We start from the raw sequence: 470 nt of genomic DNA, 5'->3' as shown, positions 1-470 counted from the left end.
CCCGTTCAACACGCTGTTCACCCTGTTCGCCCGCTGGACCCGGCTCGGCCTGTGGCGTCGCCTGCTCGACCGTTTGCGCCGAACTTGGCGGCTGGCCTGCGGTGACAAGGCCGAGCCGAGTGCTGTCGTCATCGACAGCCGATCCTGCAGGTCGGCACCGAGTTGCTTCAAGCGCGGCTTTGATGGCGGCAAGAAGATCAACGGCATCAAAGTCCATCTCGGTGTCGAGAAACATGGTATCCCGCTGGCGATCGACGTCACGCCGGCCAATGTCCACGACACAAAAGGCATCGTTCCGGTGCTCAGGGAACTCGCCGGTCAAGGTTTCCGGGGATCCGCGTTGGGCGATCTTGGCTACCGGGGCAAGCGCCTAGCCAAGGCCGGGCAGAAGCTCGGCATCACCGTCAAACCCATCGCCCGTGGCCGCGATGGAAAATTCCTTCCAACTGGAATCTGCTGGGTGGTGGAGC

Annotated in this window: 1 protein-coding gene; it reads left to right on the top strand. The window is 63.0% G+C overall.

Features of this window, described 5'->3' with window-relative positions; genetic code table 11:
- The coding region (locus N826_RS41210; RefSeq protein WP_157599452.1) for a transposase at positions 1-470 on the top strand (470 nt) is incomplete at both ends.

The organism is Skermanella aerolata KACC 11604 (assembly GCF_000936425.1).
Classification (GTDB): domain Bacteria; phylum Pseudomonadota; class Alphaproteobacteria; order Azospirillales; family Azospirillaceae; genus Skermanella; species Skermanella aerolata.
The sequence above is the reverse complement of the archived record's forward strand: the minus strand, read 5'-3'. Positions and strand labels throughout refer to the sequence as shown.